Raw genomic sequence first — 23,714 nt, 5'->3', positions numbered from 1 at the left:
CGGCGCTTGGCAAGATTGCCAGCGAAGACTGCAAATGTTTGCAGGAAACCTCCGCCCCGACAGGACGGGCCGAACGGTTGAACCGGCTTGGGACTACCTCTAGGTAACCCCCATCATGGTGCGTGAACGCGACGATCTTCGGGTATCCCCCATGCAGGCCGACCTGCCCCTGGGGTCGGCCTCTGGATCGAATCAGGCACACTTGCGCCAGGACGGCCACGACAAATCTGAGAGGGCGTTGCCGGTGAGCGGTCGGCTCGGTATCGACGATGTCTCCCCAGTCATCTCCTGCGGGCGCGATCCGGCGAAAGCCGTTGTGGGCGAACACATCCCGATCCAGGCGACCGTGTGGCGCGAGGGCCACGACGCCGTTGCGGCGACTGTCGCCTGGCGCGGGCCCGGCGACAGGACGACCCGGCAGACCCGGATGACCCCGCTCGGCGGCGGGCTCGACGACTTCGCCGCCGCGATCGTGCCGGACGCCGAGGGCATGTGGACCTTCCGCGTGGACGCGTGGTCGGACCCGTGGGCGACCTGGCTGCACGCGGTCGAGGTCAAGGTCGCGGCCGGGCAGGGCGCCGCCGAGCTGGCCAACGACCTGGAGTCCGGGGCCCGGCTGATCGACCGCGTCGCGCGCAGGCCCGACCGGCGCCGCGACCGCGAGCTGCTGGTGATCTCGGCCGAGGCGCTGCGCGACAGCGACCGGCCCGTCGCCGAGCGGATCGCCGTCTCGCTGTCGGAGCCGGTGCGGCGGATCATGCACCAGCACCCCGTGCGCGAGCTGGTCACCAAGGGCAAGCCGCAGCGGATCTGGGTCGACCGCGAGCGCGCCCGGTTCAGCTCCTGGTACGAGTTCTTCCCGCGCTCCACCGGCGGCGTGGACACGGCGGGCGAGCCGGTGCACGGCACCTTCGCCACGGCGACGCGGGCGCTGGACCGCGTCGCGGCCATGGGCTTCGACGTGGTCTACCTGCCGCCGATCCACCCGGTCGGCCGGGTGAACCGCAAGGGGCGCAACAACACCCTGACGCCAGGACCGACCGACGTCGGCTCGCCGTGGGCGATCGGCGCGGCCGAGGGCGGGCACGACGCCGTGCACCCGGACCTCGGCACGATGGAGGACTTCAAGGGGTTCGTCGCGCGGGCCAGCGACCTCGGCATGGAGGTCGCGCTGGACTTCGCGCTCCAGTGCGCGCCGGACCACCCGTGGGTCGCGGCGCACCCGGAGTGGTTCACCGTGCTGCCGGACGGCACGATCGCCTACGCGGAGAACCCGCCCAAGAAGTACCAGGACATCTACCCGCTGAACTTCGACAACGATCCCGAAGGGCTCTACGCGGAGACGCTGCGCGTGGTGTTGCACTGGGTCGAGGCGGGGGTGCGGATCTTCCGGGTCGACAACCCGCACACCAAGCCGCCGGACTTCTGGAACTGGCTGATCTGGAAGGTCAAGGAGACCCATCCGGACGTGCTGTTCCTGTCCGAGGCGTTCACCCGTCCCGCGCGGATGTTCGGCCTGGCCAAGCGCGGGTTCACGCAGTACTACACCTACTTCACCTGGCGCACGCACAAGCAGGAGATCATCGAGTTCGGCAACGAGCTCGTCGCGCACGCCGACGACGCCACGCCGAACCTGTTCGTCAACACCCCGGACATCCTGCACGCGTCGTTGCAGCACGGCGGCCCCGCCATGTTCGCGGTGCGCGCCGCGCTGGCCGCCACGCTGTCGCCGAGCTGGGGCGTGTACTCCGGCTACGAGCTCTTCGAGCACCAGGCGGTGCGCGAGGGCAGCGAGGAGTACCTCGACTCGGAGAAGTACGAGCTGCGGCCGAGGGACTTCGACGCGGCGCTGCGCGAGGGCCGCTCGCTGGAGCCGTGGCTGCGCCGCCTCAACGAGATCCGGCGCGCCCGGCCCGCGCTGAGCCGCCTGCGGACGCTGCGGTTCCACCACGTCGACAACGACGCGCTGATCGCCTACTCCAAGACCGATCCCGCCACCGGCGACGCCGTCGTGGTCGTGGTGAACCTCGACCCGAACAGCGGCCAAGAGGGCACGTTGTGGTTGGACCTGCCCCTGCTGGGTATGGACTGGACGGACCGTTTCATCGGGCGCGACGAGGTCACCGGGGAGACATGGGACTGGGGTCAGGCGAACTTCGTGAGGCTGGAGCCACACCGCGCGGTGGCCCACATCGTGGCGGTGGAACGACGCTAAGGGGCGTTGCGATGAACGGCTCGGCAGGTTCTTCGGTTGGGGACATGAAGCCCGACGCGGCGCTGGGGCTCGACGGCATACCCCACACCGGTGAGGGCGTCACCTCCGACGGGCACCTGATAGAGCCGCAGGCCGAGGACTTCCGGCACGCCCGCCAGGCGCCCGCCGACGCCGACTGGTTCAAGCGCGCGGTGTTCTACGAGGTCCTCGTGCGCGCGTTCGCGGACTCCAGCAGCGACGGCACCGGCGACCTGCGCGGGCTGGCGTCGCGGATGGACTACCTCCAGTGGCTCGGCGTGGACTGCCTGTGGCTGCCGCCGTTCTACGCGTCGCCGCTGCGCGACGGGGGCTACGACATCAGCGACTTCCGCGCGGTGCTCCCGGACTTCGGCACCGTGGACGACTTCGTCTACGTGCTGGACGAGGCGCACCGGCGCGGCATCCGCGTGATCACCGACCTGGTGCTCAACCACACCTCGGACGCACACCCCTGGTTCCAGGCATCGCGCAGCGACCCCGACGGACCCTACGGCGACTTCTACGTCTGGGGCGACGACGACCAGAAGTACTCCGACGCGCGGATCATCTTCGTCGACACCGAGTCGTCGAACTGGACCTACGACCCGGTGCGCGGGCAGTTCTACTGGCACCGGTTCTTCTCCCACCAGCCGGACCTCAACTACGAGAACCCCGAGGTCCAGGAGGCCATGCTGGACGTGCTCCGGTTCTGGCTGGACCTGGGCATCGACGGGTTCCGGCTGGACGCGGTGCCGTACCTCTTCGAGGAGGAGGGCACCAACTGCGAGAACCTGCCGCGCACGCACGAGTTCCTGAAGAAGTGCCGCAAGGTCGTCGACGACGAGTTCCCCGGCCGGGTGCTGCTGGCCGAGGCCAACCAGTGGCCGTCGGACGTGGTCGCCTACTTCGGCGACCCCGAGGTCGGCGGCGACGAGTGCCACATGGCCTTCCACTTCCCGTTGATGCCCCGCCTGTTCATGGCGGTGCGCAGGGAGAACCGCTTCCCCATCTCGGAGATCCTGGCGCAGACGCCGGCCATCCCCTCCGGTTGCCAATGGGGCATCTTCCTGCGCAACCACGACGAGCTCACGTTGGAGATGGTCACCGACGACGAGCGCGACTACATGTACGCGGAGTACGCCAAGGACCCGCGGATGAAGGCCAACATCGGCATCCGCAGACGACTGGCCCCACTGCTGGAGAACGACCGCAACCAGCAGGAGCTGTTCAACGCGATGCTGCTGTCGCTTCCCGGTTCCCCGGTGCTGTACTACGGCGACGAGATCGGCATGGGCGACAACATCTGGCTGGGCGACCGCGACGGCGTGCGCACGCCGATGCAGTGGACCCCCGATCGCAACGCGGGATTCTCCACCTGCGACCCGAACCGGATCTACCTTCCGGTCAACGCCGACCCGGTGTACGGCTACCAGGCGGTCAACGTCGAGGCGCACCTGAACAACAGCTCCTCACTGCTGCACTGGACCCGCAGGATGATCGAGGTGCGCAAGCAGCACCCGGCGTTCGGCCTCGGCACGTTCACCGAGCTCGGCTCGTCCAACCCCAGCCTGCTGGCCTACATCCGCACCTACACCGATGGCGACGGCAACAACGACATCGTCGTCTGCGTGAACAACCTCTCGAGGTTCCCGCAACCGGTGGAACTGCACCTCGGCGAGTACGAGGGCTACGTGCCGGTCGAGCTCACCGGCGGGGTGCGCTTCCCCGCGATCGGCGAGCTGCCGTACCTGCTCACGTTGCCGGGCCACGGTTTCTACTGGTTCCAGCTGACGCCCGCCACCGACGAGGGAGAGGCCCCGTGACCGCGCCGGTCGAGGTGATCACCGAACTCGCCGACGCGCTGCGGGAGTGGCTGCCGACCCAACGCTGGTTCGCGGGCAAGGACAGAGCGGTCCAGCACGTGCGGCCGGTCCAAGCGGTGTCCCTTGTGGACGGTGACCCGGCGTTGGTGCACGCCGTGATCGAGGTCGGGCAGAACGGCAGCGCCGACCGCTACCAGCTGCTGCTGGGGCTGCGCCGGGACGTTCCGGAACACCTCGGCCACGCCTGGATCGGCACCCGCTCGGAGCTGGCCTGCTACGACGCCACCCAGGACACCGAGCTCACCGGCCTGCTGCTCGACCTGATCGCGCGCGGGGAAACCCTCGCGGGGCTGCGCTTCCAGCACGAGCCGGAGGTGGAGCTGGAGACCGCGCTCAAGAGCAGGCCGGTCGGGGCGGAGCAGTCCAACACCTCGCTGGTCTACGGCAACCAGTACATCCTCAAGCTGTTCCGCAAGCTGGTGACGGGCACCAACCCGGACCTCACGCTGCACCGGGCGCTGCGTGCGCAGCGGTGCGAGCACATCGCGGAGCCACTCGGCGCGATCGAGGGCTCGGTTGCCGGCGAAGAGGTCACTTTCGGGATGCTGCAACGCTTCCTGCCCGACGCCGCGGACGGCTGGGCGATGGCGACGGCGAGCGTCCGCGACCTGATGGCCGAGGGCGACCTGCACGCGGACGAGGTCGGCGGCGACTTCGCGGGCGAGGCGCGCAGGCTCGGCCACGCGGTCGCGGAGGTGCACGCCGACCTGGCCGCGGCGCTGGGCACCAGCACCGAGGGCCGGGAGCTGCTCGACTCCACTGTGGACGCGATGCACCAGCGGCTGGACACCGTGCTGGCCTCCGTTCCCGAGCTGGGCGCTCACGAACACCGGCTGCGCGCGGCCTTCGAAGCGGCCCGCGAGCTGACCACACCCATTGCGGTGCAACACATCCACGGCGACCTGCACCTGGGCCAGGTGCTGCGAACGGTGCTGGGGTGGGTGCTGATCGACTTCGAGGGCGAGCCCGCGGCGCCCGCGGCGGAACGCCTCTCGCTGCGCTCCCCACTGCGGGACGTGGCGGGGATGCTGCGCTCCTTCGACTACGCCGCGCACCAGCTGCTGGTCGGCTATCCCGGCGGGTCAAGCGCGGAGGACCAGCTCACGGTGCGCGCGCTGGAATGGGCGCGTCGCAACCGCGACGCGTTCTGCGAGGGCTACGCGGAGAAGGCCGGAGACCCGCGTGAGCACGCGGCGCTGCTGCGGGCCCTGGAGCTGGACAAGGCCGTGTACGAGGTGGCCTACGAGCACGGAAACCGCCCGGAATGGCTGGCGGTGCCGTTGTCCTCCATCGCCCGGATCACCGGCTCGTGACGAGTACTCGGAGCATGACGAGAGTTCTTGTGCCACCGGATAGGCCCACCAGGGGACGAAATGCGCGACGCGACGGCCGTGCCACCCGAGCCGGCGCCTCGACCTGATCCTGCGCTGCCGCGCGCCGCGGTCCGCATGACCTGGCGTGATCGGCGTTTTCGCGTTTTGTCACCTTGTTGCGCACAAGAGCGCTCCCATTTCGCGTCAAGTTCCCACAACGCGACAAGAGGGGAAGGACACGGGTCAGTCGGCGGCCAGCTTGACGCCGAGGCCGATGAAGATCCCGCCGGTCGCGACGTCGATGCGGCGCTTGGCGGAGCGGCGGCGGCGCAGCCAGCCGCCGATCCGCCCGGCGAGCACGCCGACCGTGCCGTCGACCAGGAACTCCAGCACGATCAGGACCGCGCCGAGCACCGCGAACTGCAACCAGACCTGCCCGAGCTCCGGATTGATGAACTGCGGCAGGAAGGCGATGGTGAAGGTGACCATCTTCGGGTTGATCAGGTTGGTGAACAGCCCGTTGAGGAACGCCTTCCGCGCCGACATGCCCGCGCCGGACTCCGGCACGTCGGCGCTCTCGTCGTCGCGGTGCCGGATCATCTGCACACCGAGGTACACCAGGTAGGCCGCGCCGACGACGCGCACCACGGTGAACGCCGTCGGCGCGGCCTGGAACAGCGCGGCAAGCCCCACGGCCGCGAGCGCGACGTGCACCGCCTCGCTCACGGCCACCCCCGCGGTGGCGAACAGTCCCGCGCGCGCGCCGCCCTTGATCCCGCACCCGAGCACGAACAGCATGTCCGGGCCCGGGGTGAGCATGGCGACCATCGTCGTCAGGGTGAACAGCGCGAGAAGATGCGGGTCGATCGGCACGACCCGATGGTGTCACAGCGCTGCCACCGGATCACCTGTTCAGGGTCGGGCGCAGCCCTTCTCGATGAAGCGGAAGTCGTACTCCCTGAAGATCTTGAACCCGGCGGACATCGTGTTCGGCTTCAGGGTCAGGCAGGGGCTGCTGGCACCGCCGGTGAACCACGCCTGCACCTTGTACGTCGTCTTGCAGCTGTTGTGCAGGTGGTACGTCTGCGTCACCCAGCCGACGGGCTCGGCGGTGATGAAGACGCACGAGGGCGCGTTCGCCGCGAGCGCGGTCCCGGCCGTGACCACCGGGGTCGCCACGGCGGCTCCCACGACGGCAGCGGTGACGGCGGCGCGTCGCATCAGGGATGTCATCTTCAAGATCCTCTTTCGGATTGCATCGTGCAGGTTCTGGTCCACCCTCCCCCAACCACCGAGATCAACACCGACATTTCGGTTCTGGCCGATCTCCGGCCTCGCCCTAAACTGACCGGGCACCGGCATCGGCGGCACATCAACGGCGATCACGACTGCTGATTACGACTCCGAGCGAACGGGAAGCCCGTACACGTGACCATGCCCGACGCAACCGCGCCATCCACGGACGAGATCAACCGGCTACTGGGCGGGGCACATCACGACCCCCATTCCGTGCTCGGCGCCCATCCGCACGCCGACGGCACGGTCGTCAGGGTGTTGCGACCGCACGCGGACGAGGTCGTCGTCGTGCTCGGCGAAGCGCGGCACCGGCTCAACAAGGTGCACCCCGGCGGGCTGTTCACCGGCCTCGTGCCCGCGCCGCCCGGTGACTACCAGCTGCACGTGCGCTACGGCGACCACGTCGACCTCGCCGACGACCCGTACCGCTGGCTGCCGACGCTGGGCGAACTGGACCTGCACCTGATCGGCGAGGGTCGCCACGAGCGGCTGTGGGAGGTGCTCGGCGCGCGTGCGCACTCCTACGACACCCCCAGCGGCAAGGTCGCTGGCACGTCTTTCGCGGTGTGGGCGCCCAACGCGCGGGGCGTGCGGGTGTGCGGCGACTTCGACGGCTGGAGCGGTGTGGCGACGCCGATGCGCTCGCTCGGCTCCTCCGGCGTGTGGGAGATCTTCCTGCCGGGTGTGCTCGCGGGCACGAGGTACAAGTTCCGCATCCTCGGCAAGGACGGCACCTGGCACGAGAAGGCCGACCCGATGGCCTTCGCCACCGAGGCTCCGCCGCAGACCGCCTCGGTGGTCGCCGAGTCCAATCACGAGTGGACCGACGCGGACTGGATCGCCACCCGCGAGTCCACCGACTGGGCAGCCGCGCCGATGAGCGTCTACGAGGTGCACCTCGGCTCGTGGCGGCCGGGCCTGGGCTACCGCGAACTCGCCGAGCAGCTGGCCAACTACGTGTCGGAGACCGGTTTCACGCACGTGGAGCTGCTTCCCGTCGCGGAGCACCCCTTCGGCGGCTCGTGGGGCTACCAGGTCACCTCGTACTACGCGCCCACCGCGCGCTTCGGCTCACCCGACGACTTCCGCTACTTCGTCGACCACCTGCACTCGCGCGGCATCGGCGTGATCGTGGACTGGGTGCCCGCGCACTTCCCCAAGGACTCCTGGGCTCTGGCCCGCTTCGACGGCACCCCGCTGTACGAGCACGCCGACCCGCGCCGCGGCGAGCAGCCCGACTGGGGCACGCTCGTGTTCGACTTCGGCCGCAGCGAGGTCCGCAACTTCCTGGTGGCCAACGCGCTGTACTGGCTTGAGGAGTTCCACGTCGACGGCCTGCGCGTGGACGCGGTCGCCTCGATGCTCTACCTGGACTACTCCCGCAACGAGGGCGAGTGGCTGCCGAACGTCCACGGTGGACGGGAGAACCTGGACGCGGTGCGGTTCCTCCAGGAGCTCAACGCGACCGTCTACAAGCGACACCCCGGCACCATGATGATCGCCGAGGAGTCCACGGCGTGGCCAGGGGTGACCCGCCCGACCCACCTCGGCGGCCTCGGCTTCGGTTTCAAGTGGAACATGGGCTGGATGCACGACGCGCTGCATTACTTGGCGCGCGAGCCGATCCACCGCTCCTACCACCACAACGAGATGACCTTCTCGCTGATGTACGCGTGGAGCGAGAACTACGTGCTGCCGCTGTCGCACGACGAGGTGGTGCACGGCAAGGGGTCGCTGTGGGGCAGGATGCCCGGCGACGACTGGAACAAGGCCGCGAACCTGCGCGCGCTGCTGGCCTACATGTGGGCCCACCCCGGCAAGAAGCTGCTGTTCATGGGCGGCGAGTTCGGCCAGGTCCAGGAGTGGGGCGAGTCCCGCTCCCTGGACTGGCACCTGCTCGGCGAGCCGCTGCACAGCGGCGTCGCGGCGCTCGTCGCTGACCTGAACGCCTTCTACCGCGCGGCACCGGCGATGCACGCGAAGGACACCTCGCCGGAGGGCTTCTCCTGGATCGACGCCAACGACTCCGGCGGCAACGTGCTCAGCTTCGTCCGGCTCGCCGACTCGGCCGACCCCGTGGTGTGCGTCGCGAACTTCTCCGGGGCGCCGCACCTGAACTACCGCGTCGGCCTGCCCCAGGGCGGGGTGTGGCGCGAGGCGGTCAACACCGACGCCGAGCACTACGGCGGCTCGGGTGTCGGCAACTTGGGCACGGTGCGCGCGGAGGCCAAGCCGTGGCACGGCCGCACCCACTCCGCGGTGCTGCAACTGCCGCCGTCCGGAGTGCTGCTGCTGACCCCGGACGTGCTCGCGGTCCCGGAGACCCCGGAGCTCGACGCCGCGCCGGAGCTGCTGGAGAGCGGCGAGTAGGCCGCCCGCTCGCGCGAGCGGGCGGCCAGGGGAGGTCAGCCCGCCGCGCAGTCGCGCGCGTTGACCGCCTGGAGGGCGAACCCGGAGACCTTGCCGTCCCGGACCCCGAAGAGGTACCGGTTGGCGGGGTTGCCCGGCGTCGTGACGGTGAGGATGTCCGTGCCGTTCTGCTTGCCCTCCCGCGCGTTCGGATAGGCCAGCTTCACCTGCTCCGGCGTCGCGCCGACACCGATCCCCTCGGGCGTGCGCGCGCCCGGGGCGGTACCCGGAATCGAGTACACGCCGTACTTCTTGGAGATGATGAGCACCGGGCCGGACGAGTAGGCCCACTTGTAGCCACGGCACAGGTCGTGACCGCCGACGGGGTCGCCGACCTTGCCCGTAGCGATCGCGTCGGACAGGCTCATGCCGACCTTCAGGGGGCCGAAGCCGTCGGGGCCGAGCACGGTGTCCGTGCCGGTGCTCACGGTGGCGCTTGCCGACCCACTGGCCGCGGCGAGCGCGATGGCCACGGCGCCCAGTACGGCGGTGGCCGCTCGAACATAAGTAGTGCTCATGGTTGCCCTTTCGACAAAGATCGCCTGCAACCAGTGGATACTCGCGCCTCACCAGCCAGGTTGCACCGCGCGGCAAAGCGACCCGACCTTTCGATCACGGGCGAAGACCACCTGATCCGCTGGACATGGCTGCGCGGGAGGCAGTAATGCGGAAGGCTGCACCAGTGCGCCAGCCCGGTACCACCGCGATCCGCCGCACCCCACGTGGGTTGGGCGGCGTGGTGCTCGCCCTGACACTGCTGGTGAGCTGCACGACCGCGGTTCCCGGTGAGCCCACCGAGCGCACCGGCATCACGACGGACACCGTCGATCCTTCTTTCGTCAGCGGCACCGACGGCAGTGACATCGACCGCCTCGCGGCGACGATCGTCACCGACGTGCAGCAGTACTGGCGGGAGAACTTCGAGCGCACCTTCGGCAAGCAGTGGCAGTCCATCAACGGCTTCTACTCCGTGGACAGCAACGACCAGGAAGGGAAGCCGCCGCCGTGCACCGCGCGCACCGCGGAGCTCGAAGGAAACGCGTTGTACTGCGCGAGCGTGGACTCCGTGGTGTGGGACCGCGCCGCGTTGTTCCCGGTGCTCAACGCGAAGTACTCCGGAACGTCGGTGCTCATGGTGCTGGCACACGAGATCGGCCATGCCGTGCACCACCGCGTGGGTATCGGCGCGGAGGAGCAGCGCAAGCAGCCGGAGCGCTATCCCACGATCCTGACCGAGTCGATGGCCGACTGCTACTCCGGCGCGACGCTGCGGTGGGCGGTCGACGGCCACGCACCGCACCTGCGCGTCACACCGTCCGATGTGGACACAGCACTGGGTGTGCTCATGGTGCTGCGCGATCCGGTGGACGTCACGGGCGTCGACGAGGCTACACACGGCAACGCCTTCGACCGCGCGTCGGCGCTGCGCGACGGTTACACCGGCGGTCCGCGCCGTTGTGCGGACATGACCGTGCAGAACCGCAGGTTCACCGTCAGTGAGAGTGCGGTGAGCCGCTCGCCGAGGAGCTACCAGCAGTCGGTCGACGCGATCACGGCCGGACTGGACCGGTGGTTCGGCGCGCTGGTCCGGCGCAACGGCGGGCAGTGGAGCAAGCCGGACACCGAGTCCGGGACGAGCTGCGGCGGACAGGGACCCGCGTCGTTCTGCGTGGCGGAGCACGCGATCCGGCTTGACGGCCGTGGTGAGCTGCAACGGCTGCACGAACACATCGGTGACTACTCGGTCGGGGCACTGCTGGCGGCCAGGTACGGTTTGGCGGCGATGGCCGCGCTCGGCCGCCGCGTCGATGGTGGCAGCGCCGGTCGGGACGCGCTCTGTCTCGCCGGGGCGTACACCGACGCGGCGTCGCGCGGGGCTGACGGCAGCGCCTCGCTGGCGCCAGGAGACCTGGACGAGGCGGTCCAGGTGCTGCTCGGCTACGACTACGGCTCGCGGAACGTCGCCGGTGCCGGGATCGCCTCCGGGTTCGACCGGATCGAGGCGTTCCGCTCCGGGGTCCTCGGTGGGGCGAAGGCTTGTGGGATCGGGTGATGAAGGAGTGCGCACGTGCTGATGGGGGCGGCTCGACGGACAGCGGTGCGGGTCACCGCGTTGCTGGCGACACTGGTGCTGGCCGCGGGCTGCACAACGGTCATCAGGGGTGAGCCCAAACGCGTCGGCGCCGTCGTTGATCCCGGCAGCGCGGCCGGACTCAAGGTCACCGAGGGCTACAGCGGCCCCCGGCAGGGCGCGGCGGACGCACAGATCACCGTGGAGAACGCCGACGGTGGCGAGATGGACCGGCTGGCCATCAACGCGGTCACCGACATCCAGAAGTACTGGGCGGAGCAGTTCCCCGTCCACTTCGGCAAGCCGTACGAGCCGCTGCGCAAGCTGGCGTCGTGGGACTCCGGCGGCAAGAACATGGTGCTGTGCAAGAGCAACACCGCCGGCGTGGAGAACGCGTTCTTCTGCCCGTCCGAGGACCTGATCGCGTGGGACCGCGGCGGCCTGCTGCCGACGCTGAGCACCAACTTCGGTCAGATGGCCGTGGTCGCGGTGCTCGCGCACGAGGTCGGCCACGCCGTCGGCCACCGCAGTGGCATCACCAAGACGGGCATGCCCACGATCGTCGCCGAACAGCAGGCCGACTGCTTCACCGGCGCGTTCTTCCGGCACACCGCGGAGGGCAAGGCCGAACACTTCGAGCTGTCCACCGGCGAGGGGCTGAGCAAGATCCTCGGCGCGATGTTCGCGCTGCGCGACCAGGTCGGGGCGTCGTTCACCAAGCGCGGCGCGCACGGCAACGCCTTCGACCGGGTCACCGCGTTCCAGCTCGGGTTCGGCCAGGGCCCGAAGCGCTGCGCGACCATGGACGTCAAGGACATCAACGCCCGCGTCACCGAGTACAGCTTCAACACCCAGGACGACAACAAGGGCAACCTGCCCGTCAACGAGCAGACCGTCAAGGCGATCATGGACAGCCTCAAGGCGGTGCACAAGGACACCGGCGCGGCACCACCGGAGGTCAGCTTCGGCGGCTCCTGCGGCGCCACCTCGCCGGCGGCGTACTGCGAGAGCAGCAACACCATCACCCTGGACCTCGCCAAGCTCGCGCAGCTCGGCAAGCCGCCGGCCAAGGCGGAACGGGCCAGGGCGATCGGCGACTTCGCCGCCTTCGGCGAGATCGCCTCGCGCTACGTGATGTCGGTGCAGAAGGCGGTCGGGATGAAGCTGACCGGCGAGGTGGCGGCGCTGCGCACCTCCTGCATGGTCGGCAACTGGGCGGGCAGCCTGCTGCAGCGTCCGGTCGGCGGCCGCAACCCGGTCGGCACGCTGCGGATCTCCCCCGGTGACCTGGACGAGGCGGTCTCGCAGCTGCTGACCGAGAACACGCTGATGGCCGCGGACGTGGACGGCAAGCCGGTGCCGTCGGGCTTCGCCCGCGTCGAGGCGTTCCACCTCGGCTTCACCGACGGGATCTCGGCCTGCACCGAGGACTTCCGCTGACGCTCCCCGCTACGTGAAAGGGGCGCCCCGCTCGGGGCGCCCCTTTCACGTAGCACCGTCAGAACAGCGCGCTGGCGAGGTTGCGGCGCGCGAGCACGACCCGCTGGTCGTCGGCTGGGAAGAGCTCGAACAGGCTGACCAGGTGCTGCCGCACGCGGTTGCGGTCCTCGTCCGAGGTGCGCCGCACCGCGGCGATGAGCCGGGCGAACGCCTCGTCGACCTGCTGCGCGGCCAGCTCGATGTCGGCCGCGGCGAGCTGGGCGTCCACGTCGTCGGGGGCGGCGTCGGCCTTCTCGACCGCGCTGGAGTCGATGTGCTCGGTCCGCGCGGAGAACCGCACCTGTGCGAGGGCGGCCTTGGCCTCCTCGTTGGCGGGCTCGGCTGCGAGGATCTGCTCGTAGGCGGCCTCGGCGGCGGCGAAGTCCCCGTTCTCGAACGCCTCCTCGGCGGCGGTGAACCGGGGGTCCTCGGGCTCCTCGGCCTCGGCGGCGCCACCACCGGCGGCGGCGCGCTCCTCCGCGGCCTTGATGCCGGGGAGGCGGTCGCGCAGGGCCTGGACCAGGGAGGCGATCCACTGGCGCAGCTGCGGCTCGGGCTGGAGCCCCGGGAACCCGTCGAGCACCTGGCCACCGGCGATGGCCACGGTCATCGGCACGGACTGCACACCGAACGCCTGCGCGACGCGCGGGCTGGCGTCCACGTCGACCCTGGCCAGGATCCAGGTGCCGTTGCTCTCCGCGGACAGCCGCTCCAGGACCGGCGACAGCTGCTGGCTCTCCTCGCTCCAGCTCGCGCGCAGGTCGACGACGACCGGCACCTGGAGGGAGCGTTCGAGCACGTCCTGTTGGAAGGTGGCCTCGCTGACCTCGACGACCCACTCGCTGGTGGTCGCGGGCGCGGCGGCGTCACCGGGGGCGGCCGCGGGGCGGCTCGGCTGGCGCGCGGCTGCCTCCGCCCGCGCCTTGACGGCCGAGAGGTCCACCGCACCGGCGAGCGCGGCGGAGAGGGCGGCGTTCTGGCGTCGATCAGGCCTCGTCACGTCTTCCATCCTGACACGGCGGGCCCCCTCACCGCCCCGCCGGGCCACCACACGCGATTCGCGGGCTTATGGACCTCCCGAAGCCCCAGAACACGTCCATAAGCCCGCGAATCGCGCAGACAGGGCAGGCTCCCGGAGCGAGCCCAGCGCCTTCTCCCGCCATTCGCGGGCTTATGGACCTCCCGAAGCCCCAGAAGACGTCCATAAGCCCGCGAATGGCCGGGAAACGAGTGGTTAGGTCACGAGGTGCAGGGCCATGGGGTTGTTCTTGAACGCCTCGTTGCCCGCGGCCAGGGTGCGCGCGATCGGGGTCAGCAGCTCCGCGAAGCGCTGGGTGGCCTCCTCGCCGACCGCCACCCACGGCACGGCGGCGCCGTCGTCGGTCCGCTGCTCGCACCACGCCCGCAGGTCGTCGCCTTCCGGGGTGAGCTCGTCGTCGGCGAGCAGGCCGCGGTCGGTGAGCCGGTCGGCTGCGTCCTGCCACTCCTGCTCCGACCAGCCGCGCCACCCGCGCATCGCCTCGCCGGACATGTCGTGGTCGGCCGCGTAGACCACCAGCGCCTCGCACGGGTCGAGCCCGGCCGCGACCAGGGTCGCGATGTGCCCGTCACCGCGGGACTCGCGCAGGATCGTCGCCGCGTGCCACAGCACCAGGTGCGGCTGTTCCGGCCACGGCAGCGCCGCGTTGGCCGCGGCGAGGGGACGACCGGTGATCGGGGCCGCTGACGCCGCCTCGCGACCGAGCTCGGCGAGCTCGGCGAGCTCCGGTCCGGCCAGCACCTCCTCACCGAGCAGCCGCCGCAGCGCACCATCCACTCCGGACAGCCGGGCCGTCAGGAAGCGCTCGGCGCCTGCGACGGCCCAGGCGTCCGGCAGCGCGCGGCGCACCTTCCCCGGGTGGAAGTTGTAGAAGGTGGAGATCACCAGCTCCGGTGACGCCTCGCCGAAGGGGGCGGCGCGCTGGGCGAAGTAGCCCATCCAGCCGCCCTTGCAGCCGAGCGCGTCCGCGGCGGCCCGCGACTCCGGCGTGAAGTAGGTCAGCACGTGGTAGTTCTCGAACAGCGACCACAGTCTGCGCGCCGCCGCACGGCGCTCGTCGACGGTTCCGATCCTCAGCACGCCCTCGACCATCCCACCCATCGGGACGCCGCGAACAGTGGCGCCGATCACACCTCGCGCAGGTGCTGCTCCACGCGTTCGACCTTCGCGGTGAGCTGACCGGTGTAGCCCGGGCGGATGTCGGCCTTGAGCACGAGGCTCACCCGGGGCCCGTGCTGCTGCACCGCCTCGACCGCGCGACGCACGACATCCATCACCTCGTCCCAGTTCTCGCCCTCGATGGTGGTGAACATGGCACTGGTCTCGTTGGGCAGACCGGATTCGCGCACCACCCGGACCGCGTCCGCGACCGCGGCGCTGACCCCGTCGGACTCGCCGCCGAGCGGGCTCACGCTGAACGACACGAGCATGGTTGGCCTCCCTGTCGAAGAAGATTCTCGGTACGACAATCTGCTACTGACCAGTACAGCGCTGCTAGCGTGGCTTCCCATGACAGGCCGATCTTTGCCGTTCGATCCGATCGAGCGCGCCGCCGAGCTGTGGGCGGAGCGCGTGGGACCGGCGGAGACGATGGCCGCGGTCACGAGCGTGATGCGCGTCCAGCAGATCGTGCAGTCCGCTGTGGACGGCGCGCTGCGCCCGCACAAGCTGACCTTCGCCCGCTACGAGGCACTGGTGCTGCTGACCTTCTCCCGGCACGGCAGTCTGCCGATGCGGGTCATGGGCGAGCGGTTGCAGCTGCACCCGACCAGTGTGACCAACATCGTGGACCGGCTGGAGGCCGACGGGCTCGTCGAGCGCGCCCCGCACCCGACCGACCGGCGCACCACGCTGGTGGCGATCACCGACGACGGCCGGACGCGGATGAAGGCCGCGACAGAGGCGGTCACCGAGGCGAACTTCGGCCTGTCCGGGCTGACCGCGAGGCAAACCGAGCAGCTCACCGAGCTGCTGGCCAAGGTGCGCCGCGCGACCGGCGACTTCGAGAGCTAGGCCGAGTCCCGCCACCCCGGCGTGCGCGCCGCCCCCATGCACGCGTGGGCTGGCTGGCGTGGCCGGGTTCTCGCGTTTTGTCACCTTATTGCGCGAAAGAGCGCTCTCATTTCGCATTAAGACTACAAAACGCGAAATGGGGGGCACGGAGGTGAGGGCTCCGCCTTCGGGGCGGCCTCCTGGACAGGCACTAGGCGGCGACTGGCTGGAGGCGGCCCTTGCGGGCGGCCCAGCGTTCGAAGAGCACGGTGGCGCACGGCGGGATCGAGGCGACCAGCGCCCAGACCAGGGTCCGGTTGTCCCAGCCCAAGGGCTTGCGGACCAGGAACGCGACGAGAACGTAGATCATGAACAGCCCGCCGTGCACCGGGCCGAAGATCTTGACGCCGAGGTCGCTCACGTCGAGCACGTGCTCGAAGAGCATGCCGACGAGCAACCCGAGCCACGAGCACGCCTCCGCGATCGCGATGAGACGGAACCTTTTCGCTGGACTGGACATCGCGGCGCTCCTGGCGTCGGTGACTGGGCACCGGCCAGTGTGCGGCGTGAGCCGGGTCACCGGTGGGGCGGGACGGTCCTAGGACCCCGCCCCACCGGCTGGTTCAGGAGCCGCAGGGCGAGACCGGCAGCGCGCCGGGCCCGGTGCCCCACCCCGTCGTCGGCGCGGTCTCGGTGACGGTGAACGTCAGCAGCTGGCCGCCGGAGAGCTGCTCCCAGTCGACCCAGACCTTGTCGTGCTGGCGGGCGCCGAGCCACGCGGAACCGATGAACTGGTTCTTCGCCGAGTCCACCCCGGGAGCCGCGATCACCAACGGCCGCCCGTTCTCCAGCTGGATGCTGGCCACCGGGAACCTGGGCTTGCTGAGCACGAGCTGACCGGTGCCGTTGACCGCCGGGTACATGCCGAGCGCGCTGAAGACGTACCACGCGGACATGGTCCCGAGGTCGTCGTTGCCGGTGACTCCGTTGGGAGCGTTGGTGAACAGCGTCTGTGCCGCCCTGGTCACGGTCGCGGTCTTCCACGGCTGGCCGATGAGCGTGTACATCCACGGCGCGTGCAGGTCGGGCTCGTTGTTCGGGTTGTAGCGGAACTGGTTGTAGTAGGCGTACGGACCGACGACCCACTCCTTGCGCACGGCCTCGGAGTGGTTGGCGAGCAGCTTGTCGTAGGCGAAGAAGGTGTCCAGCCGCTTGCCCGTCTCCTCCTTGCCGCCCATGGCCTTCACCGCGCCGTTGACGTCCTGCTGCACCAGCCACTGGTACTGCCAGGCCGTACCCTCGTGGAAACCGTGGTCGGAGGTCGGCGTGTACGGCTTGCCCGGGTCGCTGTACCAGGCTCCGCCGAGCACCTTCGGGCGCGGGAAGCCGGTGAAGCCGCGGTCGGCGACGGAGGCGTCCCACACGTTGCGCCAGGACTGACCGCGCTGGCGGAGCGCGGCGGCCTGCTCCTTCGCCCCGAGTTGACCGGCCATGATGGACAGCGAACAGTCCGCGAGCGCGTACTCCATGGTCGCCGAGCCGCCGTGGTGCTGGTCGATGTCCATGCCCTTCTTGGGCTTCTGCTTGTCGTACTCGACGAAGCCGTTGGCGAGGTAGTTCGGGTTGCCCGCACGGCCCTCGAACTGCGACGAAGCCGGAGGGACGCCGTTCGCGTTCTGCAGCAACGCCTTCAGCGCGTCCTGCTCCTTGCCCTTGAACGCGCCGAACCGCCACAGGTCGACCATGTACGGGGTGACGGGGTCACCGGTCATCGTGTTCGTCTCGAAGCTCGCATAAGCCCACCGGGGCAGCCAGCCGCCCTGGTCGTGCACGGCGAGCAGCGACTGCGCGATGTCCTTCGCCCGCGACGGCCAGAACATCGCGATGAGCTGGTTCTGCGTGCGGTAGGTGTCCCACAGCGAGTAGTACTCGTAGTAGGTCCAGCCCCGCGCGGTGTGGATCTTGTCGTCGAACCCGCGGTAGCGGCCGTCGAAGTCGTTGCCGGTCAACGGTTGCAGCAGCACGTGGTAGAGCGCGGTGTAGAAGACCACGAGGTCGTCACGGCTGCCGCCGCCGATCCGGACGCGGGACAGCTCGGCCCGCCACGCCCGCTCGGCACGGGTGCGCAGCTCGTCGAAGCCGAGCGGAGCACCGTCGCGGCGCAGACCCTCCTCAGCCAGGTTCCTGCGAGCCCCCTCGATGTCCACATGGGACACAGCGGTGGTCGCCGTCACGGACTTCCCGGCGAGGGCGCCGAAGTTCAGCCATGCGCCGCGCAGCCCCGCGCCACCGGAGGACTCACGGCTGCCCGGCTGGCCGCCCTGCGGGCTCCACGTGCCGAAGGAGGTGAACGGCTGGTCGAACTTCATGGTGAACCACGTCGTGTACCTGCGACCGCCGCAGAAGCTCAGCGTCTCGATGGAGCCCTCAAGCGTGCGGTCGCCGACGATCCTGACCGAGCCCGCGGTGACGTTGTGCTTGTCGTTGGCCTGTCCCAGGTTCACGAACACGTTGGCGTTACTGGGATCGGCGAAGGTGTAGCGCTCCGCGCCGGTGCGGGTCGACGCGGTCGTCTCGGCGTCGATGCCGCCGTAGCTGGTGAGCCGGGTCTTGTAGTAACCGGCGGTGCCGATCTCGCCGTCGTGGGTGTACTGCGCGCCGTAGCGGTGGTGGTCGAAGGTCGCGGGCACGGTGGTGTCGAAGGCGTGCTGCGGACCCGCGCCGACGGAGCCGGTCGTCGGCAGCACGGAGAGCACGCCGCCCTGCTCCCAGCACCCGGCTCCCGAAACGAACAGGTGACCGAACCCGTGGATTTTCGGGTCGTCGTAGCGCCATCCGGAGTAATGCGACCCGATCGGACTGATCTGCGTCTTGCCGAATGGCATCGAAGCGCCGGGGAAAGTGTTGCCGTCGTCCTTGGAACCGATGAACGTGTTCACAAGACCGACCGGATCGGCTCCGGAGAGCTGAACGCCGCCGGGAGGCCGAGCGGATGCGACCGGTACAAAAGCAGAGGTCAGCGCCACCGTGGCAACGACAGCACCCAACAATCGTCCTGAGCGAGGAAACCGGAACGCGGACATGCGACAGCCTCCTGAGCTGACAACGTTGTCACATTCTCGCTCAACCTAAGCTCCCCCGATGAAATGGTCAACGCCGTCGGCCGGACAAAACTCAGGACACCCGAACGAAGATATGTGCACGCGCATCCGACGGTGGACCAGGCCGGTGGTTCATGCCGTGGATGCCTACCCAGCCGCCCGGTTCGCCCGGAAGCTCCCTACTGTTGGCGGTGCACAACGCGTTTCCAGCGGGGAGTTCCGATGTCGGTGGTGAAGGAGCGGCGCCGGGCGAACCGGCGCAATCGGATACTGGGAGCGAGCCTGGTGATCGTGCTGTTCTACGCCACGCTCGCGTTCCTGTTCTGCAGAGGCAAGTAGGCGCTGGGTGTGCGGCCGGTGAGGCTGCGCACCTCGCGCGAAAGGTGGGCCTGGTCGGCGAAGCCCGCGATGACGGCGAGGTCCGCGAGCCCGGAACGAGGGCCGATGCGCAACGCGCGCTGCAGGCGGAGCACCCGGTGCAGCGCCTTCGGCCCGTAGCCGACCGCCGCGATCACCCGCCGCCGCAGCTGGCGGTCGGTGATCCCGAAGTCCAGCTCCGACAGGGAGCCCACACCGGCGTCCAGACGTGTGACGAGCGCGTCGACCACCGGGTCGAGGCCGCCGAAGGCGGGCAGCCGCGCGGCGAGCGCCCCTTCAAGAGCGCCGCCGACCGCTCCGGCCCCCGCCGCCTCGACCAGCCGGTCCGCCGCCGATGACCCCCAAAGCCGCCTCAGGTCGGTCGTGGTGTCGCGCAGCTCGTGCGGAGCGACGTCGCCGAGCAGCAGCCGGGCGGCCCCGGGGCGCAGCCGGACGCCGACCATGCGGCTGCCCTCCTCCGCGCCCACGTCGCGCCACTCCGTGTCCGGCCCCACGACGCTCAGCCCGTCGGCGGACCAGAGCAGGTCGACGCAGCCGTCCGGGATCACCCGCTGCCGGTGCGGACCGCCGACGACCCGGCTGCCCCACAGGCAGCGGACGTGCCCGGCCAGCTCCGGACGTGGCGCCCACTCGCGATAGTCCGAACCGCTCACTCCGTCACGGTAACCCCGCCCACTGACAGCGAGGTTAACAATTCACCAGATCGCGCGGATAGTGAGTTGAAATTCCCACCAATCATCCGAAAGTTGTACGCGCACAAAAAAAGACGCCCACCCGGGGCGTCGAAGAGAGAAGTAGGTGCGGGTCGGGCCGATCCCGCCGCCATTCTTGACCGGCCCGACCCGCAGCCTGTTCCCGCAGTGCGCAGGGCGCAACGGGGAGCTTCGAGCGAACTCGCACTTACAGATTTACGAAGTGCTTGTTCATGAAAGCGAACCTAGTACACGAACAGGCGTTTGCGGTAGTCCTTGGCGCGAGTTGTAAGCCACTCGAACAGCGTCACACGGTCACCAGGCGTTCACCGAGGACGCGTGTAATCGATTCCGTCCACCTATTGCCACTTATGCCGACCGAAAACGTATAGGTTTAGACCATTCGCGGACCAATAGGCCGAACGGCCCAGAGGGGGCGTGGCGGCGTCCCCCGAGGAGCGCCGCCACGCCCGTGGATCAGGCCGCCGCGATGCTGAACACGTGCAGCGCGCCGTTGCCGACCTGCGTCATCGGCAGCGTCACGCTGCGCACGCGCTTGGCCGGGTCGAGCGCGATCGGCGCCGTGCCGTACAGGTGGACCGCGATGGCGTGCGAGGTCCCGCTGGTGCTGTTGCGGTACGGCATGCGGGCGACGATCCGGTTGCCGAACTCCACCGGATCGGCACCGGAACCACCGCGCGCCCAGTCGGTGAAGCCGAGCTCACCGGTGGTTGTCGTGCCATCTGTGTAGTTCACGGTGACCGTGCCCGAGGTCTTGCCACCCGTGGCGGTGCCCAGGAAGGACAGCTTCGTCGCCCCGGCGGGACCATCGACGTTCACCGTCTGGCCGCTGACGAAGATGTTGTCCAGCTCTCCGGCCGCGGTGGTGGGCCAGGCGTGCGCGACCCCGTCCACGGTGACGAACCGGCCGCCTTCCACCCCGGCCGCCGCGAGCGCCTCCCGGGAGAAGCTGTAGCCAAAGCCGTCCATGTTGCCGAGGGACTGCTTGCTGTCCGGTGACGTGCCCACGTTGTTGAACGTCGCACGCAGGCTGCCGGGCTGCGCGACGAGCACCATGATCGACGAACTGGACAGCACGGTGCCGTCTGGCGCGGTGAAGGTCACCGGAATCCGGTAGGTGCCCTCCGCCGTGCCCTGCGCGACCGAGACCGTGGCCAGCTGGCTGGCCTTGCCGCTCGCGGGCAGGGTCAGCTCACCGGATGACGGGCTGACGCTGAGCCCGACCGGCGGGGAGCCGGTGTGGAAGCGGACCTTCGCTCCCTTTCCGGAGAAGTCCTGCGCGCCGATGCGCGTCTCCCCCTTGCCGCCGGAGGCCACGACGACCCGGGACGGGTCGAGGTAGCCGCGCTGGCCGGACTCGCCATCGCGGAAGGACGGCGGAGCCGAGTCCGACGCCGTTCCCCACGAGCCCTGCGGTGTCGCCGAGAGCGCGAACTCCACGGTGCCACCACGCTCCACAAAGGACTCCGGGAGCCAGGTCCGGTCGGTCTCGACGCCGTTGTACCTCACCCCGGTGACGTACGGGACCTTGGTTCCAGCGCCGGGCGCCTTCACCACGAGCTTCTGCCCGGTCGGCCGCGTGATCACGACCTCGGAGAACAGCGGGCTGTTCAGCACCAGCTCCGCACGCCCGGGGATCACCGGGTACATGCCCATCGCGGCGAAGACGTACCAGGAGGACATCTGCCCGAGGTCGTCGTTGCCCATCAGCCCGTTCTCCTTGGGGCCGAACAGGTCGTTGACCGCGCGCCGGGTGACCTCCTGCGTCTTGTGCGGCGCTCCGGCGAAGTTGTAGAACCACAGCGAGTGCATGATCGGCTCGTTGCCGAGGAACGCGTGCGGCTCCTTCGGTCCGGCGTTGAGCTTCTTGAAGAAGAAGTCCAGCCGCTTCTGGACCTCAGCATCGCCTCCCATGGCGTCGAAGAGACCGCGGGCGTTGTACGGCACCATCCACGTGTACTGCGCCGCGTTGCCCTCGACCCAGCCGTTCGGGCTCGCCGGGTCGAACGGCTCCACGAAGGACCCGTCCGCGTTGCGGTTCTGGATGTACCCGCTCGCCGGGTTGAAGATGTTCTGCCAGTACTGGGCGCGCTTCATGAACTGCGTGTGGACCGTGCCGTCACCGAGCCTGCGTGCGAGGTCGGCGATGGCGAAGTCCGCGCTCGTGTACTCCAGCGTGGTGGCGGGCGGGCCCCACACGCCCTTGGCCCCGTTGGCGATGTACCCCAGCCGCTGGTAGTCCTCCAGACCGGGCCGCTCCTCGTAGCCCTGGGTCGGCTGGGTGGCGCCGCGCAGCATCAGCAGCAGGGCCTTGCGAGCGTCGAAGTCCTTGGCGCCGAAGGCATACGCGCTGGCGACCATGATGTGGTACGGGTCGCCGTTCATCACGCCGGTGTAGCTGTTGGCCACCGTCCAGCGGTCCCAGGAGCCGCCCTGCTCGGCGAAGGCGATCATCGACCTGGTGATGTCCGACGCCTCCTTCGGCGCCAGCAGCGACAACAGCTGCATCTCCGAACGGTAGACGTCCCAGCCGGAGATGTTGGTGTAGACGGCGCGACCGGGCTCGGCCCGGTGGACCCGCCCGTCGAAGCCGATGTAGCGGCCGTCGGCGTCGGAGAAGACGTTGGGCTGCACGAAGACGTGGTACAGCGAGGAGTAGAAGGTCGTGCGCTCCGCGTCGGTCCCGCCCTTGACCCTGATCCGGTTGAGCCGCTCGTTCCACGCGGCCCGCGCCGCGCCCGCGATCTGCTCGAAGGAGCGGTTGCCGTTCTCCGCCGCGACGTTGCCCTTCGCCCCGTCCACCGAGACGAAGGACAGGCCGAGCTTGACGTTCACCGGCTTGCCGTCGTCGGGGAAGGTGACGAAGCCGCCGCTGCCCGGTCCGGACACCGTCGTGTCCGCCGCCCGCTGCGTGGCCGCTGTGCGGCCTTCCGCTTGCGCCACAAGGGACTTCGGCGCGTCGACGGCGCCGATGTCGACCTTGGGCCCGGCCCCGCCGCGCTCGGTGGTGCGGCCCGGCGTGACCGCGCCGTCCTTCCAGGTGCCGACCGAGGCGAACGGCCGGTCGAACTTCGCGTGGAAGTACACCCGGTACTTGTTCATCTTGGCGCCGCAGAACCGGCCGCTGGTCGCCCAGCCGCTGATCTCGTCGGCGCCGAGGGAGATCTCGGCGTCGTCGGTGCCCGCGACCGAGCCGGAGGTGTTGACCAGCAGGGTGGCCTGCCGGTGCGCGGGGAAGGTGAAGCGGCCGGCGCCGCTGCGCTGGGTCACCGTCAGGTCGACCTTCGCGCCGGAGTCCAGCTGGACGCCGTAGTAGCCGGGCGTCGCCTTCTCGTTGACGTGCGAGAAGCCCGAGGCGTAGCGCTGCGGGTCGACCGCGGGCGAGGTGGTGACCTCACCGACGAAGGGCATGAACGGGATGTCCTGGTAGGTCGAACAGCCCGCGCCGGAGAGGTGGGTGAGGCTGAAGCCCTTGATCCGGTTGTCGTCGTAGAAGTACCCGCCGTGCTGGTGCTTCACGGTGTCCGGGCTCCACTGGACCATGCCGAAGGGCACGTCGGCGCCGGGGAAGGTGTTGCCGGCGCCGCCGCCCGTGCCGTGGTCGGGGCCGCCGGGCTTGGTGCCGACGAACGGGTTGACCCAGCGAGCCAGGTCCTCAGGTGCCCCGTCCTCGACCGGCACAGCCGCTGCCGCTGTGGTGGTCGTGATGGTCAGCGGAGCGAGTACCACGGCCAACGCCGTCGCCAGTCCCACCGCGTCGCGCCATCGGCGTCGACCCGCACGTGAGCTCGTCATCAGGCCCCTCCT

Annotated in this window: 17 protein-coding genes; 7 read left to right on the top strand and 10 right to left on the bottom strand. The window is 69.7% G+C overall.

The features are described 5' to 3' along the window. The first annotated feature begins 244 nt into the window (after nt 1-244). From ACFFQA_RS28660 to ACFFQA_RS28650, 3 genes are read left to right on the top strand one after another with little or no spacing between them, the layout of a single operon-like run. On the top strand, nt 245-2,215 hold the full coding sequence (locus ACFFQA_RS28660) for an alpha-1,4-glucan--maltose-1-phosphate maltosyltransferase (RefSeq protein WP_377858955.1): 1,971 nt from the start codon (nt 245-247) through the stop codon (nt 2,213-2,215). Between the two features lie 44 nt (nt 2,216-2,259). Then, the gene (gene treS / locus ACFFQA_RS28655) at nt 2,260-4,056 is read left to right on the top strand and encodes a maltose alpha-D-glucosyltransferase (RefSeq protein WP_377858952.1); all 1,797 of its coding nucleotides are present in this window, start codon (nt 2,260-2,262) and stop codon (nt 4,054-4,056) included. Next, nucleotides 4,053-5,429, top strand: coding sequence for a maltokinase N-terminal cap-like domain-containing protein (locus ACFFQA_RS28650; protein ID WP_377858949.1), 1,377 nt, complete (start codon nt 4,053-4,055; stop codon nt 5,427-5,429). Before treS ends, ACFFQA_RS28650 begins: the two co-directional genes overlap by 4 nt. Nucleotides 5,430-5,672: 243 nt before the next feature. On the opposite strand, the gene ACFFQA_RS28645 is transcribed toward ACFFQA_RS28650, so the two are convergent. Both ACFFQA_RS28645 and ACFFQA_RS28640 read right to left on the bottom strand, forming a co-directional pair. Then, nucleotides 5,673-6,302 (bottom strand): LysE family translocator, encoded by a 630-nt coding sequence (locus tag ACFFQA_RS28645; RefSeq protein ID WP_377858946.1) that lies wholly within the window; start codon nt 6,300-6,302, stop codon nt 5,673-5,675. Nucleotides 6,303-6,341: 39 nt separating this feature from the next. Continuing rightward, nucleotides 6,342-6,662 carry an alpha-amylase inhibitor gene (locus ACFFQA_RS28640; protein WP_377858943.1) on the bottom strand — a complete coding sequence of 107 codons (321 nt, stop codon included), beginning with the start codon at nt 6,660-6,662 and terminating at the stop codon, nt 6,342-6,344. A 201-nt stretch (nt 6,663-6,863) separates the two neighbouring features. On the opposite strand from ACFFQA_RS28640, the gene glgB reads away from it, so the two are divergent. Further along, the gene (gene glgB / locus ACFFQA_RS28635; protein WP_377859886.1) at nt 6,864-9,095 is read left to right on the top strand and encodes a 1,4-alpha-glucan branching protein GlgB; all 2,232 of its coding nucleotides are present in this window, start codon (nt 6,864-6,866) and stop codon (nt 9,093-9,095) included. 35 nt (nt 9,096-9,130) lie between these two features. Here glgB and ACFFQA_RS28630 read toward each other — a convergent pair whose 3' ends face one another. Continuing rightward, the gene (locus ACFFQA_RS28630; protein ID WP_377858940.1) at nt 9,131-9,652 is read right to left on the bottom strand and encodes a hypothetical protein; all 522 of its coding nucleotides are present in this window, start codon (nt 9,650-9,652) and stop codon (nt 9,131-9,133) included. 146 nt (nt 9,653-9,798) lie between these two features. Between ACFFQA_RS28630 and ACFFQA_RS28625 the strand changes: the two genes are divergently transcribed. After that, a complete protein-coding gene (locus ACFFQA_RS28625) occupies nt 9,799-11,187 on the top strand; it encodes a neutral zinc metallopeptidase (RefSeq protein WP_377858937.1) in 1,389 nt (462 codons plus the stop codon). 21 nt (nt 11,188-11,208) lie between these two features. After that, complete coding sequence (locus ACFFQA_RS28620) at nt 11,209-12,645, top strand: neutral zinc metallopeptidase (RefSeq protein ID WP_377859884.1); 1,437 nt, start codon at nt 11,209-11,211, stop codon at nt 12,643-12,645. A gap of 58 nt (nt 12,646-12,703) precedes the next feature. Here the strand turns inward: ACFFQA_RS28620 and ACFFQA_RS28615 are convergent, their stop codons facing one another. From ACFFQA_RS28615 to ACFFQA_RS28605, 3 genes are all read right to left on the bottom strand, one after another. Then, entirely contained in the window at nt 12,704-13,684 is a 981-nt protein-coding gene (locus tag ACFFQA_RS28615; protein ID WP_377858935.1) for a tetratricopeptide repeat protein, read from the bottom strand. A gap of 234 nt (nt 13,685-13,918) precedes the next feature. Then, complete coding sequence (locus ACFFQA_RS28610) at nt 13,919-14,803, bottom strand: SCO6745 family protein (RefSeq protein WP_377858932.1); 885 nt, start codon at nt 14,801-14,803, stop codon at nt 13,919-13,921. A 47-nt stretch (nt 14,804-14,850) separates the two neighbouring features. Then, the gene (locus tag ACFFQA_RS28605) at nt 14,851-15,153 is read right to left on the bottom strand and encodes an MTH1187 family thiamine-binding protein (RefSeq protein WP_377858929.1); all 303 of its coding nucleotides are present in this window, start codon (nt 15,151-15,153) and stop codon (nt 14,851-14,853) included. Nucleotides 15,154-15,232: 79 nt separating this feature from the next. Between ACFFQA_RS28605 and ACFFQA_RS28600 the strand changes: the two genes are divergently transcribed. Next, on the top strand, nt 15,233-15,736 hold the full coding sequence (locus ACFFQA_RS28600) for a MarR family winged helix-turn-helix transcriptional regulator (protein ID WP_377858925.1): 504 nt from the start codon (nt 15,233-15,235) through the stop codon (nt 15,734-15,736). Between the two features lie 190 nt (nt 15,737-15,926). Here the strand turns inward: ACFFQA_RS28600 and ACFFQA_RS28595 are convergent, their stop codons facing one another. The 4 genes from ACFFQA_RS28595 to ACFFQA_RS28580 form a co-directional block, all read right to left on the bottom strand. Then, the gene (locus tag ACFFQA_RS28595) at nt 15,927-16,235 is read right to left on the bottom strand and encodes a DUF3817 domain-containing protein (protein ID WP_377858922.1); all 309 of its coding nucleotides are present in this window, start codon (nt 16,233-16,235) and stop codon (nt 15,927-15,929) included. A 103-nt stretch (nt 16,236-16,338) separates the two neighbouring features. Next, nucleotides 16,339-18,798: a GH92 family glycosyl hydrolase gene (locus ACFFQA_RS28590; RefSeq protein ID WP_377858920.1), complete on the bottom strand. Its 2,460-nt coding sequence runs from the start codon at nt 18,796-18,798 to the stop codon at nt 16,339-16,341. Nucleotides 18,799-19,115: 317 nt separating this feature from the next. After that, nucleotides 19,116-19,847, bottom strand: coding sequence for an AraC family transcriptional regulator (locus ACFFQA_RS28585; RefSeq protein WP_377858917.1), 732 nt, complete (start codon nt 19,845-19,847; stop codon nt 19,116-19,118). A gap of 516 nt (nt 19,848-20,363) precedes the next feature. Next, on the bottom strand, nt 20,364-23,702 hold the full coding sequence (locus ACFFQA_RS28580; protein WP_377858915.1) for a GH92 family glycosyl hydrolase: 3,339 nt from the start codon (nt 23,700-23,702) through the stop codon (nt 20,364-20,366). Nucleotides 23,703-23,714 lie beyond the last annotated feature (12 nt).

Source organism: Allokutzneria oryzae (assembly GCF_042429765.1).
GTDB lineage: Bacteria > Actinomycetota > Actinomycetes > Mycobacteriales > Pseudonocardiaceae > Allokutzneria > Allokutzneria oryzae.
The sequence above is the reverse complement of the archived record's forward strand: the minus strand, read 5'-3'. Positions and strand labels throughout refer to the sequence as shown.